Annotated in this window: 13 protein-coding genes; all 13 read right to left on the bottom strand. The window is 39.7% G+C overall.

What is annotated here, in order from left to right; all coding sequences use genetic code 11:
* Positions 1-17 precede the first annotated feature (17 nt).
* Positions 18-1439 carry an aldehyde dehydrogenase family protein gene (locus B3D94_RS11235; protein ID WP_069481812.1) on the bottom strand — a complete coding sequence of 474 codons (1422 nt, stop codon included), beginning with the start codon at positions 1437-1439 and terminating at the stop codon, positions 18-20.
* Positions 1440-1534: 95 nt separating this feature from the next.
* Complete coding sequence (locus B3D94_RS11230) at positions 1535-2533, bottom strand: LacI family DNA-binding transcriptional regulator (RefSeq protein WP_069481813.1); 999 nt, start codon at positions 2531-2533, stop codon at positions 1535-1537.
* Positions 2534-2587: 54 nt separating this feature from the next.
* The gene (locus tag B3D94_RS11225; protein ID WP_291757308.1) at positions 2588-3823 is read right to left on the bottom strand and encodes an RtcB family protein; all 1236 of its coding nucleotides are present in this window, start codon (positions 3821-3823) and stop codon (positions 2588-2590) included.
* Positions 3824-3925: 102 nt separating this feature from the next.
* Positions 3926-5776 (bottom strand): dynamin family protein, encoded by a 1851-nt coding sequence (locus B3D94_RS11220; protein WP_069481815.1) that lies wholly within the window; start codon positions 5774-5776, stop codon positions 3926-3928.
* 267 nt (positions 5777-6043) lie between these two features.
* Positions 6044-6928 (bottom strand): ribokinase, encoded by an 885-nt coding sequence (gene rbsK, locus B3D94_RS11215; protein WP_291757307.1) that lies wholly within the window; start codon positions 6926-6928, stop codon positions 6044-6046.
* Between the two features lie 76 nt (positions 6929-7004).
* Positions 7005-7175 carry a hypothetical protein gene (locus B3D94_RS11210; RefSeq protein WP_175423048.1) on the bottom strand — a complete coding sequence of 57 codons (171 nt, stop codon included), beginning with the start codon at positions 7173-7175 and terminating at the stop codon, positions 7005-7007.
* Positions 7176-7370: 195 nt separating this feature from the next.
* Positions 7371-7961, bottom strand: a complete 591-nt coding sequence (leuD, locus tag B3D94_RS11205) for a 3-isopropylmalate dehydratase small subunit (RefSeq protein ID WP_069481817.1) — start codon at positions 7959-7961, stop codon at positions 7371-7373.
* A 31-nt stretch (positions 7962-7992) separates the two neighbouring features.
* Positions 7993-9402 carry a 3-isopropylmalate dehydratase large subunit gene (leuC, locus tag B3D94_RS11200; protein WP_069481818.1) on the bottom strand — a complete coding sequence of 470 codons (1410 nt, stop codon included), beginning with the start codon at positions 9400-9402 and terminating at the stop codon, positions 7993-7995.
* 17 nt (positions 9403-9419) lie between these two features.
* A complete protein-coding gene (leuB, locus tag B3D94_RS11195; protein ID WP_043990737.1) occupies positions 9420-10520 on the bottom strand; it encodes a 3-isopropylmalate dehydrogenase in 1101 nt (366 codons plus the stop codon).
* Between the two features lie 175 nt (positions 10521-10695).
* Complete coding sequence (locus tag B3D94_RS11190) at positions 10696-12231, bottom strand: 2-isopropylmalate synthase (protein WP_291757306.1); 1536 nt, start codon at positions 12229-12231, stop codon at positions 10696-10698.
* The gene (gene ilvC, locus B3D94_RS11185; RefSeq protein WP_291757305.1) at positions 12218-13252 is read right to left on the bottom strand and encodes a ketol-acid reductoisomerase; all 1035 of its coding nucleotides are present in this window, start codon (positions 13250-13252) and stop codon (positions 12218-12220) included. Before ilvC ends, B3D94_RS11190 begins: the two co-directional genes overlap by 14 nt.
* Before the next feature lie 96 nt (positions 13253-13348).
* A complete protein-coding gene (gene ilvN / locus B3D94_RS11180) occupies positions 13349-13864 on the bottom strand; it encodes an acetolactate synthase small subunit (RefSeq protein ID WP_069481820.1) in 516 nt (171 codons plus the stop codon).
* Positions 13861-15627 carry a biosynthetic-type acetolactate synthase large subunit gene (gene ilvB, locus B3D94_RS11175; protein ID WP_193832377.1) on the bottom strand — a complete coding sequence of 589 codons (1767 nt, stop codon included), beginning with the start codon at positions 15625-15627 and terminating at the stop codon, positions 13861-13863. The genes ilvN and ilvB overlap by 4 nt, the downstream gene beginning before the upstream one ends.
* Positions 15628-15801: the final 174 nt, after the last annotated feature.

Below are 15801 nucleotides of genomic sequence, written 5' to 3'. Positions count from 1 at the left end.
CCCATCTCCATTCGTGATTATTGGTTATTCCAAATAATGAGCTTCATTTCTGTCATTTCTTCCATTGCATATTTAATGCCTTCTCGACCTGTACCACTTTCTTTTACGCCACCATATGGCATATGATCTACACGATAAGTTGGCACATCATTAATAAGTACGCCCCCTACCTGTAATGCTTTGGAAGCTTTAAAAGCCGTCTCAATCGATGGTGTAAAAATACCTGCCTGTAGCCCATAATGAGAATCGTTAATAGCTTCAATTGCCTCCTCTATAGTAGATACTGAATTGACGATAACAACAGGTGCAAAAATTTCTTCACAGGATACCTTACTATGTGAAGATACATTCGATAACACAGTTGGCAATAAAACCTGATTGTCAATATGACCACCAGCGATGATTTTAGCCCCTTCAGCAACTGCTTCTTCAATCCACTCAAGGGCTCGTTGTTGTTCTGCTGCAGAAATCATCATGGCTATATCCGTTGTTTCATCGAGAGGGTCGCCAATGACTAGCTGTGCCACTTTAGCGCTGAGCTTGTCTAAAAACTCATTTACGATACTTTCCATTACATATATTCGCTGCAATGAAATGCATACCTGACCTTGATTTGAAAAGGCCCCCATAATTATTCGGTCCATAATCTGGTCAAGTCGAACTCCTTCGTCAACAATTACTCCTGCATTCGAGCCTAATTCTAACGTGACCTTTTTTAAACCTGCACGATTTCGTAGCGAAATACCTACGGCAGGGCTTCCCGTAAACGTTATCATTTTCACGTGAGGATGTGCTAAAAATACATCTCCTACTAATTTCCCTTGCCCAGTCACTAGATTAAAAGCGCCAGCTGGTAAATTAGTTTGTGCCAATAGTTTTGCTAGAAAATGAGCGGATAGAGCTGTTTGAGTAGCTGGCTTTAACACAATCGTATTGCCCGCCGCTAAAGCAGGACCTACTTTATGCGCAACTAAATTTTGTGGAAAATTAAACGGTGTAATTGCTGCAATTACGCCGATTGGCTCTCGAATTGTATAGGCAAAGCGCCCTTCTCCATTTTTAGAAGCGTCCATTGGAATCATTTCGCCAGATAATCGTTTAGCTTCCTCTGCAGCAAATTTATAGGTTTCAATGGTGCGATCAATTTCAGCATAGGCATACTTGAGCGGTTTTGCTGATTCTAGTGAAATAATACTAGCTGCCTCTTCACGATTTTCCAAAAATAGTGTCGATAAATGCTCCAAAATTTCTGCTCGTTGAAAAGCCGTTAACGCAGCCATGCTCTTCGCTGCTGCCTGTGCACTTGCAACGGCCTCATGTACATCTTGTTCAGTGGCCATTGCAAAATGTGCAATCATCTCTTGCGAATGCGGGGCTTGAACCTCCATATACTCTGCAGTCATCTTCCATTCTCCTTGAATCCATAAGCCCCTTTTCAAGACTTATCTCACTCCTCCCTATTATGGTTACGTATTCATTTCTGAAAATAAAGAAATGAATACGTAACCATTTTGGTGTAAAAAATAAACTGACGTTAAATCAGTTCATTTTTACACGTTGTATTTCTTGGGAAAAGTTTAACAGACTCTGTTTGCTGGATGCAAGTACTTTTTTTCTCCATGACCTCAAATAATTTTTCAATCGCTAAAAATCCTAAGTTTTCTTCGGATGTTATCCCTACCGTTGTCAAAGCAATGGAATGATGTTTACTAAGCTCCACATTATCAATGCCGATCACATTGAAATCCCTAGGAACATGAAAGCCTCTTTCTAAACAAAGGTTCAAAATTTCTATAGCGATGGCATCTGTTGCTGCACAAATTGCTGTAGGTCTTCTATCCAGTTTTAATAGTTCCTCAAAAGCCTTTTCAATATCTTCCTTATTTGTGTTGGTAAAAAATGTTGGAACAGATTTAGCTACTATTTCATGATCCTTTAGTGCCTTTTCAAACCCTTGGTAGCGACCAAAAAATGTACTCATTTGATGTGGACCACCAATCCAACATAATGATTGATGCCCTAGAGACAACAGATGATTAGCGGCAAGATATCCTGCTTGCACATTATCAATTTCTACAAAATGTCTGTTTTCTTGATGCTTACGATTAAACATAATAAATGGAATTCCTAGTTTTTCTAATTTAAAAAATAAATCATCTCGATAGAGCATGGAAGATAATATAATGGCATCTGCCTTCGTTTCTAAAACTGCATTATAAATCGAGTGTAAATTATCTTCTGTACCAAAATAAACGTTAACTTTATAGCCACGGGCGTTGACATAATTAACGATAGCAGTCGTCGTATCAACAAAAAAAGGATTGTGTAAAGGACCTGATATTAATGTAATGATGCCTGTCTTTTTTTGAACAAGCGATCTAGCTATATCATTTGGAATATAGTTTAAGTCCTCAATCGCTTTCATCACTTTTTCAACTGTTTTTGGCTTTACTAGCTCTGGTGTATTCAGCACTCTTGACACGGTTGTTTGAGATACACCAGCATGCTTTGCCACATCTTTTGAAGAAACCAAAAAACCACCCATTTCATTGTTGTAAAGCTATATTATACCATACATGCCTATTAATTATAGGGAGTTCGAGGGTCCCTTTCTCTCATAAGGCTTTGTCGCTTCACTCGCTTTGAAATTATAGACAGGTTTAACAACCTTAATAATATCTACTGTTTCTCCAATCACAGATGTAATTTCTGCCATAGGCTTATAGGCCATTGGTGCCTCGTCTAATGTTTCTTCATTGACTGATGTTGTCCAGACCCCCTGCATCGTCTCTTTAAAATCCTCCATATTCAGCGCTTTTTTAGCGGCACGACGAGAGTACATGCGTCCTGCTCCATGTGGGGCTGAATGATTCCAATCAGCATTTCCTTTCCCTATACAAATAAGTGATCCATCGCGCATATTCATAGGAATGACAAGCATCTCTCCTTTATTGGCACGAACGGCTCCCTTCCGTAGCGTCATGGTCTCCGTCTCAATATAATTATGAATCGTATCAAATGTATCTATTAACTGCCAATCCATATGTTTTGCAATGGTTTCAGCAATAGTCCAACGATTCATCTGCGCAAATTGCTGCGCGATTTTCATATCATGAATATAGTCATGGAAATATTCGCCCTCTAAATAGGCTAACTCTTTCGGAACCGCAGGATGCTTTTCTTTATAGGCTTGAATCATCGCTTGAATTTCCTTTTCTCTCCCCTGTTGTTTGAAGTCCTCTATTTTTTCAGTCAAATCTTGCTGACGTAAATTGTCATAGGCTCTTTTTTGATGCCAGTTTGCTACTTTTGCCCCTACATAACGTGAACCAGTATGAATTAGTAAATAGTACTGATTCTCCTCATCTTTAGCCAATTCAATAAAATGATTGCCTCCACCAAGTGTCCCTAATGATAGATTTGTATACTCATCCTTAAAGCCACTTGCTTTGAACTGTTTCCCTTCGAACGCTAAAAATTGTCGGTCAGGCGATAGTTCCTTATGAACCTCTTGACCGCTCGGCACATACGTTCGAATGATAGTATCTAGTTTCTCATAATCAACCGTCGTTACATCTAATTTCGCTACAAATACACCACAGCCCACATCCACACCGACCAGATTTGGCACAACCCGCTCCTGTAGGTGAATGGTCGTGCCAATAACACAGCCTTTCCCTGCATGATAATCAGGCATAATACGTACCTTCGTACCTGACATAAACGGCTGATTCGTCAATTCTTGAATTTGATCGATCGCTGATGACAATGCTGTTTCAGCATAAATTTTAGCCTCCGTGTAACGTCCTTTAATTTCAATCATTTTTATCCCTCCATACCATTTATACGTATAAATGGTATGATATGTTTCATTCCATAAAAAAACGCCCTAAAAGATTCATTCTTTTAGAACGTTTTGTAAAGTTTATTCTGCATATTGTATGGCTAGTTTATTTGGTATCTCTGGAATATCGTTCGATTTTACATCTTCTTCTTGTAACGTTAAGCATTGCTGTGGATGCATTTCCTCCACATCAAAAGGTATAGCAATACTCTCCATTTTATTATTCATTTGACTACGTGCCAATAAACCATTCCTTGAAAGATCTATGCTCAAAATAGCCTGCACCGTTTCTTCAAGCATTTCTAAGTCCTTGGCTTTTAGTGGCATTTGTTCCTGCATTAAGAAAGGTTGAAGATGTTCCTTAATATAGCCCTGTGCTTCAATTAAACATGAAAATTCATTTAGTTTTTCAGCATAACGCTTTAATTGTCGCTTCTCTTTCGCACGTTGTTGATTTAATTCTTGCACTTTTTGTTCAATACGACTCATACGTTCCTTTACTAAATTGACTAAATAAGGTTGAATGTCTCGAACTGCTTGCAACATGGACGTTTCTGCTTGCAGTACCTTGTCGTATTGAGCTACACAAACTACTTGTTGCTCATTTAATTTTTGCACACGCTCTTTGAAAAATTCATTTTGAGTATGCTGACCGAAGATAGCCTTCATAAGCCCTTTACCATGTATCTTTTTATGCTGTGCATCTAAGCGCTCATATTCACGTGAATACTCACTGTGCATAGTACGATACTCCCGTAACATTTGTTGATAATATACAGCGATTTCAGTAAATTTTTCTACCTTCTCATCTTGTAAATAATCATGTTGGGAGATAGTTTGTAAGAGCTGATAAAGGGTTTGAACATGTGTAAATGTATTTGCCACCTGCTCATATTCTTGCTCATATTCCTTAACTATCGCTAAGTCACGCTGATAGCGAGAAAACTCAAATTGGGTATCGCCTGCGTATTTTTCGATATTCTCAACAGCAGACTGAAATGGGTCACGTCGTGGAATTACAGTTAATTCGAAGCGGAACCGTTCAAGCCATTGTAAGAAGCGAATTAAAATGGCATAGGTTTTTTTTTCACTATTTTCAGCCACACGATGTATGTGAGCGATTAAATGATCATATTGACTTTTCTGCCAAAGCTCAAGGTTGTCCGTTTGCTTGGCTACCAGTGCATTCGTTGCGGAAATAGCTATAAAATCACTCATCAAATGGCCAATACGTTGTTGTTCAGCAGTAATAAATACGTCTGCATGCTCATCAGCATCAATACCATTGATGACACATAAAGGCTCCACTCCTTTATGCTTTAACGTATCCATTAATAAAAGCTCAGCATCAATCGCCCTAGAGCCGGCACGTAAAACCCAGAATATTTCATCTACACGGTTCATCAGTGCTTCAGAGAAATAGGCCATTTCACCTCCCCCAGCTTCTAAGGAAACCGAGTCAATGATTGTCACAGATTTTAATAAATCATTTTTTAAATATACTTCTAAGTAATCTAGATGTTCACGTAAAATCTGCGAAGCAAATGTATCACCTGTTGTCAGTAGTTCTAATTTACTAAGATCAAATATGGCTACAACGCCATCTAAAAAATAGGCTTTAATCTCTTCTTGTTCGCCATATCGAATAAATGTATTGACACCTGTCGGATGTTGATCATTTACAGATAAAACCTCACGTCCGAGGAGTCCGTTGACTAGTGTCGTTTTGCCTACTCGTTGTTTACCGACGATTAAAATCATGGTTTGGTTATTAGCATCTTGAATAATACGATTTAAATGTTTAGCTGTATCTTTCACATATGTATTTTGGACAATAATACCGTACAATTGTCGAAGTTGATCAACAAATTGTGGCAATATATTATTCGCTGAGGTTGTAAATTCGATTGGCGTATTGTCAATGTTCGTCATCCTCAAAACCTCTTTTCGTATGTATCTATAAGACCATTATAAATGATACTAATGCTTTACTAATATATAGATCAACGAAAAGAGGACAATATACTTATGCATTTATACACTAAATAGGAATTCATCCTTATACCGATACAATGTCATTTCACATTTCATTCACAATTCAGACTAAAAGAAATAGTCAATTTTATGAATTTCACTAAAATTCCCAGTATAATTAACCTTTGTTATAGCTATTTAGATCTGCCTGCTCCAATTGATATACTATTCCCCTGTGCCCGCCATACGCGCGTAAACTTCCCCAAGTGTAGGCATGCCTCCCTGTGCACTAAATTTTTCAACAGACAATGAGGCAGCAAGATTAGCAAAGTACACTGCCTCATCCAATGATTGACCCTCTACTAAGGCATGAGCTAGTGCACCGTTAAAGGTGTCACCTGCACCTGTTGTATCCACAGCTGTCGTCATATAGCCCGGAATATGAATGGGAAATGTACCATCAAAATAATGAGCACCATCACTACCTAGCGTCATAATGAGCTTATTAGGATACTTTTCTAGTAGGTGATCGACGGGCTCATTAAAAATTTCCGCACATTCTGTTTCATTTGGCGTTAAATAGGCGATATCCTTCATCCACTGTCTATCAAAATTTGCCGCTGGTGCAGGATTTAACAATACTGGCACTCCCGCCTCTTTACATAGTTGAATGGCATATGCTGTTGTCTCTTTTGGAATTTCCAGTTGAATGATCACCATTTGGCTTTTTTGTATCAAGTCTTTGGATGCCTCAATATGTGAAGGTGCTAATTCATAGTTTGCGCCAGGCACCACTACAATTCGATTATCTTGATTGAAAATAAGAATATTAGCAATACCTGTTGGAGCTGTAGTACTATGAACAATGGCATCTGTGTTTACTTGTTCTTGCTGTAAACCCACACATAATGTTTCACCAAAACTATCCTGACCGACACAGCCAATCATCGCCACGTCACTCCCAAGTCGAGCAGCGGCAACTGCCTGATTTGCCCCTTTTCCTCCTGAAACTGTTTGAAATGCATGGCCAAGAATGGTTTCTCCCTGCTTTGGAAAAGCATTCATTTGTACAACTAAATCCATATTTAAACTTCCTATAACTGTAATCATTGATTTCCCAACCTTTCTTCTAAACTCTATTTTAATGGAGAAAAAAGGTCACGGACAAGTTGTTTTAAAAGCATTTTTAAAGTTTTCCTAACAATCCTTTTCTAGCCTCACGTTCAATTTTACTATCACAATCTTCACAGGAGAATTTCCCTTTCATATTTTTTTTATACAAGGTATATTTCCTTGTCCCTTCCACAACCTCAAACGTCTTTTTGCAAAAAATACAGGAAACTGAATAAGTAATCATAATCTATTCTCCTTTCAAATAACTTGCTACTTCCACATTATCAAAAAATACCATTTATTCACAATGTTTATATTCAGAATATTCTTGTTAAATTTACATCTATTCACATTCTATCCATAATTATTTAGGATAGATATTTGCTAACGCAAAAAAACTGAAGACAACTCTCACTTTGTCTTCAGTCTCCAAAATATATTAATAGGCTACTCTCTTATCCTCATAAGCAGCGATATGGTCCTCGTATTTAAAAGTTAAGGCAATTTCATCCCAACCATTTAGCAATGTTTCCTTGTAGTACGGATCAATTGTGAAATGATAGACTGTTCCATCATCATCAGATACCGTTTGTGCCGCAAGATTCACTTCCACTGAATATGGATTCGTTTTGCCCTTCGCTAGAATTTCATCACATTCCACTTCTGTTAGCTTAATAGGAAGGATACCATTTTTAAAGCAGTTATTATGGAAAATATCTGCAAAGGAAGGCGCAATGACGACATTAAATCCATAATCCAATATGGCCCATGGAGCGTGCTCTCGAGAAGAACCACAGCCGAAATTATCCTGTGCCACTAGAATTTTTGACTCTTTAAATTCAGGTTTATTTAATACAAAGTCTTTTATTTCATTGCCGTCTGCATCAAAGCGCCAGTGATAAAATAAAAACTGTCCAAAGCCTGTGCGCTCAATACGCTTTAAAAATTCTTTTGAAATAATTTGGTCAGTGTCCACATTTTTACGATCAAGTGGTGTAATTACACTATTTACGATATTAATTGGTTCCATTTTCAACATCCCTTCCGTGTAAAAACAAGCTTTACACAGTTTCCTTTACAAATTCACGTACATCTACAAAATGACCTGCAATCGCGGCTGCCGCTGCCATTGGTGGAGATACTAAATGTGTACGAGAACCAGCTCCCTGACGCCCTTCAAAGTTGCGGTTGGATGTGGAGGCACAGCGTTCACCAGCTGGGACTACATCATCATTCATTGCTAAACACATGGAGCAACCTGACTCTCGCCATTCAAAGCCGGCGTCTATAAAGATTTTATCTAAACCTTCTGCCTCTGCTTGTTTTTTCGTAGTATGAGAGCCCGGAACAACGATTGCTGTAACATCGCCATGTACCTTTCTTCCTTTAATAATATCTGCAGCTGCACGTAAATCGCTAATACGCGAGTTTGTACAGGAGCCAATAAAGACATGCTGGATATCAATGGACGTTAATGGTTGCCCTTCCTCTAAGCCCATATAATCAAGAGCTTTTTGAAGTGCTGCCTTATCGGATTCATCTTTATAATCTGCTATTGTTGGGACGTGGCCAGAAACACCCGTACCCATCGATGGATTTGTTCCCCATGTAATGATAGGTTCGATTTCCTCCGCATGAATAATACGGACTGTATCGTAGCTAGCATCCTCATCAGAAGCTAGGCTTAACCAATAGTTAGCTGCCTCCTCAAATTGTTCAGCTTGTGGTGCATATTTACGACCACGAATATAGTCTACTGTTGTTTGATCAGGGGAAATAAGCCCTGCCTTGGCACCAGCCTCAATCGACATATTACAAATCGTCATCCGTTCTTCCATGGACAGGTTGTGGATAGCCTCTCCAGTAAATTCCACAATATATCCTGTGCCCACTCCAATTCCGAACTTTGCAATAATGGCTAAAATAATATCTTTAGCGGCTACTCCGACTGATAGCTCCCCTTCAACACGAATTTCCATTGTTTTTGGCTTATTTTGCCATAATGTTTGCGTCGATAATACATGCTCTACCTCAGAAGTTCCAATACCAAAGGCAATTGCCCCAAATGCACCATGTGTCGATGTATGTGAGTCCCCACAGACAATCGTTTTACCTGGCTGTGTAAGTCCTAGCTCTGGTCCAATAACATGGACAATTCCTTGATCAGGATGGCCCATACCTGCAAGCTCAACACCAAACTCTTCAGCATTTTTGGCTAAAGTTTCAATTTGGTTACGCGCAATCGGATCATGGATGGTTGGTAAATTTTTTGTTGGAACATTATGATCCATTGTTGCAAAGCTTAAATCTGGACGACGTACTTGACGTCCATTCATCCGAAGTCCTTCAAAAGCTTGCGGAGAAGTTACTTCATGAATTAAATGAAGATCAATATATAACAGGTCCGGTTTGCCCTCTTCCTGATAAACAACATGTTTATCCCAAATCTTTTCAATTATATTTTTACCCATTGTCTTCACCTATTTCTTTAAATATATGTTGTCATAATACTTTGTGAAACAAAACTAGTATCAATTTCATTAATAACCTTGTCTGTCCATTCATTTGTTGATAAAACGCGACTGCCATCCCGGGCAAGATCTGCAGTAAAATAACCATCATCAAATACCGCACTTACTGCACGTTCAATTTCTGCTGCTTCTTCCTTTAAGCCAAATGAGTATTGAAGCATCATCGCTACAGAAAGAATGGTTGCTGCAGGATTTGCTACTCCTTGCCCTGCAATCTCAGGTGCTGACCCATGTACTGGCTCATATAAGCCAAAATTATCTCCACGAATAGATGCAGATGGTAATACACCTAGAGAACCCGTAATAACTGATGCTTCATCACTTAAAATATCCCCAAACATGTTTTCTGTAACTACTACATCATAGTGTCCAGGATTTGTAATCAGTTTCATCGCTACAGAATCCACTAGGTTATGTTCCACCAAAACATCTGGATATTCTTTTTTCTTTGCTTCTACGACTTCTCGCCATAAACGACTTGTTTCAAGAACATTCGCCTTGTCAACAGAGCATAACTTGCCTCCACGTAAACGTGCTAACTCAAAGGCATTTTCAACGATACGCTCTACTTCCGCTTTCGAGTAAACAGTTGTATCAATTGCGCCATTTTCAGTACGCATACGTGGTTCCCCGAAATACACGCCACCTGTTAATTCACGAACAATCATTAAATCAACGTTTTCAGCTACTTCACGCTTCAATGGTGAAGCATCTAGTAAACTCGGGAACGCCTTTACAGGACGTAGATTAGCAAATAAATCAAAGTGTTTGCGAATTCGTAATAATCCCTTTTCAGGGCGTAATTCAGGTGGATTCTGATCCCACTTTGGTCCTCCAACAGCCCCTAGTAGAACCGCATCACTATTCTCACACATCTCAATTGTTTCATCTGGTAGTGGATTATTGTGTTGGTCGATGGCAGCGCCCCCGATTGTTCCATACCCTAAATGGAAAGTATGATTAAACCGTTTACCAATCACTTGTAATACACGCACAGCAGAAGCAACAACCTCTGGCCCAATTCCGTCACCAGGAAGTACTGTAATTTTTTTCTCCATCATCAAAACACCCTTCTTTATATAGCGCATTCGCTAATTTAGTAAAGACGCTCACCAAATTTATGAGTGATGAGCGTATTCAATTTTCTTGATTAACCTTATACGCCATGATTATTGCATCCGACTTGTGAATGGTACCTCACACATTTCACTACTTGTAAAACTGGACGATTAATTAAACTGGATGTGCACGAAGACTATCTTTTATTAAATGACGGTTAATAGCATTTAAATAAGCTTTCGCCGATGCTTCCAAAACATCCTGAGAGGAGTTGCGGCCAGTCGTCGATACATGATCATAACGAATATTTATAACAGCTTCACCAAGTGCATCACGGCCTTTACCCACTGATGTCACACGGTAATCAATCACATGAACAGCACTTGGTACTAGCTGCTCTAGCGTGTTAAAAATGGCTTCTACTGACCCAGACCCCGTAGCAACTACTGTTTTCTCTAATCCCTCTGGTGTTAGCACAATAGCTGTGGCCGTCGGAATATTTTCTGTACCGTATTGCACTTGAACCATTTTCAATTCAAATACTGGCACATCCTCTAACTGAATTTGCTGTTCTGTAAGAAGAGTCAGTAAGTCTTCCTCTGTAATTTCCTTTTTACGATCCGCCAATTTTTTAAATTCCACAAACGCCTTATTCAGCTTTTCATCCGATAGATCAAAGCCCATTGTTTCAGCTCGATCACGGAAGGCTGCTCGACCAGAATGTTTTCCAAGAACTAAAGGTATTTCTCCTTCACCGATAAGAGCAGGTGAAATAATTTCATAGGTTTCTGGATTTTTTAACACACCGTCCTGATGAATACCAGATTCGTGTGCAAATGCATTTTTTCCAACAATCGCTTTGTTTGGCTGAATCACGACGTTTGTCAATTTACTGACTAATTGGGACGTACGTTTAATCTCTTGCAGCTGTATCCCTGTCTCTACCTGATAAAAATCCTTACGTATATGAAGTGCTACGGAAATTTCTTCTAACGCTACATTGCCTGCTCGCTCTCCTATGCCATTAATTGTTCCCTCCACTTGTGCAGCACCATTTTCAATTGCCGCCAATGTGTTGGCTGTTGCCATTCCTAAGTCGTCATGACAATGGGCAGAAAATTTGACTTTATCAGCGCCTTTTACGTTTTCCAGCAAATACTTAAATAATGCACCATATTCGTAAGGGGAGGCATAGCCGACTGTGTCAGGGACGTTAATCGTTGTGGCCCCAGCTGCAACCACTTCATTCATAATTCGTACTAAAAATTCACGATCTGAACGGAATGCATCCTCAGCGGACCATTGTACAAGAGGAAAGTATCTTCTCGCATACTTAACCGCTTCAACTGCTTGCTCGATCACTTGTTCTGGTGATTTTTTCAGCTTGTATTCCATATGGATCGGCGAAGTAGCTAGAAAAATATGAATATGTGGTTGTTGAGCTACTTTAATAGCTTCCCATGTCGTATCAATATCCTTTTGGATACAACGAGCAAGGCCCGTTACGACTGAATTTTTTACTGTTTCAGCAATGCGATGGACTGCATCAAAGTCACCGGGCGACGAAGCAGGAAACCCTGCTTCAATAATTGTCACACCAAGGCGCTCTAACTGTTTAGCTATTTCTATTTTCTCTGCTGTATTTAAATTGATACCAGCAGATTGTTCACCATCGCGAAGCGTAGTATCGAAAATATCAATTTTTCGCACTTGTCGCCACTTCTCTTACCACTTTTTCTTTACCTTCATTGATGAATGGCATCATCTCACGTAGTTTTGCGCCTACTTCTTCGATTTGATGGTTCGCACCAGCCTCTTTGAACTTTGTATATTCAGGACGACCATTTTCATTTTCTTGAATCCAGCGGCGAGCAAACGTACCATCTTGGATATCCGTTAACACGTCTTTCATACGTGCTTTTACAGACTCATCGATGATGCGTGGTCCAGCCACATAATCTCCCCACTCAGCTGTATCTGATACGGAGTAACGCATTGTTGCCATTCCACCTTCAAACATTAGATCAACAATTAGTTTTAACTCATGCAGTGTTTCAAAGTATGCTAATTCTGGCTGGTAGCCTGCTTCCACTAACGTTTCAAATCCTGCTTTTACTAGCTGCGTTGCACCACCACAAAGTACTGCTTGTTCGCCAAATAAATCTGTTTCTGTTTCTTCTTTAAATGTTGTTTCAAGAAGACCACCACGTGCGGCACCAATGCCTTTACCGTAAGCAAGTGCTAAATCTTTTGCTTGACCCGTTGCATCTTGATTGATAGCGAATAAACCTGGTACACCAGCACCTTCTTGGAATTGACGACGAACTAAATGCCCTGGGCCTTTTGGCGCTACTAAAAATACGTCAACATCTGCTGGCGGTGTAATTTGCCCAAAGTGAATATTGAAGCCGTGTGCAAACATTAGCGCTTTCCCTGCTTGTAGATGTGGAGCAATTTCTGCTTCATACACAGCTTTTTGTCGCTCATCTGGTAGTAGAATTTGGATTACATCTGCTTCTTGTGCTGCTTCAGCCACTGTTTTTACGTCAACACCATCTGCTTTAGCCGCATCGAAAGATCCACCTGGGCGAACCCCTACCACTACGTCAAAGCCTGATTCTTTAAGGTTTAATGCATGTGCATGACCTTGTGAGCCGTATCCGATAATTGCAATTTTCTTTCCTTTTAATACTTCCTCGTTAATATTTTGTTCATAGTACATTGTAGCCATTGTTGTTTCCTCCTAGAATTTGGTTTATTTTCACAGCTCTAGATGCATGACATTTTGGTAGTGCCCACATCCAAAGCTATCAATTTTATAGGCAAACTATTTTAAAATAGAGAGCTGCGGATTTGAGATTTTTTGTGTTTCACGAACTGAGGCAGTTGCCCCTGTACGTGTAAGTTCTTTAATGCCATATGGTCGAATGAGTTCAATAAAGGCATCTATTTTTTCTGGGTGTCCTACGACTTGATACGTCACTACATTTTTAGCTGTGTCAATTATTTGAGCGCGGAACGGTTCGACAATCGAATTCATTTCCAAGCGTAAATTTGGCGGTGAAATAACCTTTACTAGTGCTAGTTCTCGCAGGACAATCGATTTGTCAGTAATATCATTAACCTTTAATACATCAATTTGTTTGGATAATTGCTTCACTAGTTGTTCAATTTTGCCCTCATCCTCTACGTTGACAACAAAAGTCATTTTTGAAAAATTCGGTTGCTCTGTATGACCAACTGTAATGGATTCAATATTAAACTGACGTTTCATAAGTAAACCTGTTAATCGGTTTAACACACCACTTTGGTTAATCACAGTTACGGTAATTACTCGTTTCAATTCTTTTTCACCCCAATCATTTCATGTAGGCCTTTGCCTGGTGCTACCATTGGGTATACACATTCAAGCTGTTTCACACGACAATCGATTAACACAGGCTCATCCGAAAGTAATGCCTCTCGGAAAATAGCTTCCGCTTCATCAATTGTGTTAATGCGATAGCCTTTAATGCTATACGCATCCGCCAATTTAACAAAATCCGGTTGGATTGGCATAAGTGAGGACGAATAACGCTCTTCATAGAATGTTTCTTGCCATTGCCGAACCATCCCTAAACAGCTATTATTCAAAATCACTATTTTTACTGGTAAATTGAATTCCTGTAGAATGGACAGCTCCTGTGCGGTCATTTGAAAACCTGCATCTCCTACAATTGAAATAACTTTTTTGTCTGGCTTCGCAAATTGGGCACCAATTGCGGCTGGGAAGCCGAAGCCCATCGTACCAAGTCCACCAGACGTTACCCATGCATGATCGTTATTTAAATGATAATACTGCGCTGTCCACATTTGATGCTGGCCAACATCTGTTGTCACAATGGCATCACCCTCTGTAATCTTATGAACTAATCGCAATGCCTCTTGTGGTAAAATTTCCTGATCATGTTCATTCTTGCAATACCATAATGGATAATCATTGGCGTGATTTCTTAAATAGGCTAGCCAATCCGTTGTATCAGGACCATCAAAATCCTTTTTCAGTATCGCTTTCAATGCTTCTTTTGCGTCTGCCACAATCGGAATATCTGTCGGTACGTTTTTACCAATTTCAGCAGGATCAATATCGATATGAACAATTGTCGCATTTGGTGCAAATGTAGCTAAATTACCTGTTAAGCGATCATCAAATCGAGCACCAATATTAAGTAGTAAATCTGCCTTTGTTATAGCTGTGTTCGCTGTTGCTGTACCATGCATGCCTGCCATCCCTAGGAATAATTCATGTTCACCGTGGATGGAGCCTAAGCCTAGTAAAGTATTCGTTACAGGGATACGGTATTTTTCAGCGAACGCCGTTAATTCTTCTCGTGCGTCGGCAAAAAGAACACCTGCACCAGCTAAGATGACTGGATTTTTTGCTAAAGAAATTGCTTGTATCGCCTTTTGGACTTGTAAGTAGTTAGGCTTATAGGTTGGTTGATAGCCTGGTAAATAAATTTCATCTGGTGCTTGAGGTGGATTTTCTACATCAAACAGCATTTGTGAAACGTCCTTTGGGAAGTCAACGACAACTGGCCCCTTCCGACCTGTGCTGGCAATATGGAAAGCTTCTTTGACAATACGTGGGATGTCATTCACATCTTGCACTTGATAATTGTGCTTGGTGATTGGTGTAGTAATCCCCATAATATCTGCTTCTTGGAAAGCATCTGTGCCAATAACAGAAGTTGCAACCTGACCAGTAAATACCACTAATGGTATGGAATCAATCATGGCATCAGCTATCCCTGTGACAAGGTTTGTTGCACCTGGGCCACTTGTAGCGATGACAACACCCGTTTTCCCTGAAACACGGGCATAGCCTTCCGCCGCATGGATGGCACCCTGTTCATGTCTTGTTAAAATATGACGGATTGGATTTTTATACATCGCATCATAAATTGGTAATACAGCGCCACCTGGATAGCCAAAGATGATTTCAACGCCCTGATCATGCAATGCCTGCACTAGTACGTCGGCCCCGTCCTTTGCTTGATAGGTTTGCTCAACTGTTGCAGTTGTTGCTAATTGTTCTTTTTCATTGATTGAAACATTCGCACTCATCAATATGCCTCCTTTATTTCTTTTAAACTCACACATCAGTGTTGTAGATTAGTGAAGTGTCACTAGCTGGTTAGTCTATGCTCTCCTACCGAAGAAGAAGAGTTTGCTCATTCCATTGTGAAAATAATAAAAAGCCTTTTTCTCCACACGCAAAGAACTACCTTACGTAGGGAT

The organism is Lysinibacillus sp. UBA5990 (assembly GCF_002429815.1).
Taxonomy (GTDB): Bacteria; Bacillota; Bacilli; order Bacillales_A; family Planococcaceae; genus Lysinibacillus; species Lysinibacillus fusiformis.
Note: the sequence above shows the minus strand (reverse complement) of the source record. Positions and strands in the feature narration are given on the sequence as shown.

Coding starts and splice junctions, on each gene's coding strand:
- leuC (WP_069481818.1), bottom strand. CDS start 9,402: ATGGGTAAAAATATAATTGAAAAGATTTGGGATAAACATGTTGTTTAT.
- ilvC (WP_291757305.1), bottom strand. CDS start 13,252: ATGGCTACAATGTACTATGAACAAAATATTAACGAGGAAGTATTAAAA.
- rbsK (WP_291757307.1), bottom strand. CDS start 6,928: ATGATTACAGTTATAGGAAGTTTAAATATGGATTTAGTTGTACAAATG.
- leuB (WP_043990737.1), bottom strand. CDS start 10,520: ATGGAGAAAAAAATTACAGTACTTCCTGGTGACGGAATTGGGCCAGAG.
- B3D94_RS11210 (WP_175423048.1), bottom strand. CDS start 7,175: ATGATTACTTATTCAGTTTCCTGTATTTTTTGCAAAAAGACGTTTGAG.
- ilvB (WP_193832377.1), bottom strand. CDS start 15,627: ATGAGTGCGAATGTTTCAATCAATGAAAAAGAACAATTAGCAACAACT.
- B3D94_RS11220 (WP_069481815.1), bottom strand. CDS start 5,776: ATGACGAACATTGACAATACGCCAATCGAATTTACAACCTCAGCGAAT.
- leuD (WP_069481817.1), bottom strand. CDS start 7,961: ATGGAACCAATTAATATCGTAAATAGTGTAATTACACCACTTGATCGT.
- B3D94_RS11225 (WP_291757308.1), bottom strand. CDS start 3,823: ATGATTGAAATTAAAGGACGTTACACGGAGGCTAAAATTTATGCTGAA.